Below are 272 nucleotides of genomic sequence, written 5' to 3'. Positions count from 1 at the left end.
GCTCCACTTGCCGATCCTACGAAGTCACCTTTTGTTACTTGTAATACTTGCTCTTTCATTTTGCATTCTCCTCTCTTTTTCTTTTATTACAAAACTTCTATTATACTAATACGCTTGATAGAAATACGATTAATGCTGTTAATACTACTGCTCCACTTGCCGATCCTACGAAGTCACCTTTTGTTACTTGTAATACTTGCTCTTTCATTTTGCATTCTCCTCTCTTTTTCTTTTATTACAAAACTTCTATTATACTAATACGCTTGATAGAA

The 272-nt window shown here is 33.5% G+C and carries 2 protein-coding genes; both read right to left on the bottom strand.

Annotation, left to right across the window (positions count from 1 at the left end; genetic code table 11):
• Positions 1-59 (bottom strand): DUF3948 family protein (locus MR113_RS27730; RefSeq protein WP_033666960.1); only part of this gene is annotated, 59 nt, incomplete at its 3' end.
• Between the two features lie 41 nt (positions 60-100).
• Positions 101-208, bottom strand: coding sequence for a DUF3948 family protein (locus tag MR113_RS27725; RefSeq protein WP_000664237.1), 108 nt, complete (start codon positions 206-208; stop codon positions 101-103).
• Positions 209-272: the final 64 nt, after the last annotated feature.

Source organism: Bacillus cereus group sp. BfR-BA-01379 (assembly GCF_022663605.1).
Lineage (GTDB): Bacteria > Bacillota > Bacilli > Bacillales > Bacillaceae_G > Bacillus_A > Bacillus_A mobilis.
This window is presented reverse-complemented; position numbering and strand designations above follow the sequence as displayed.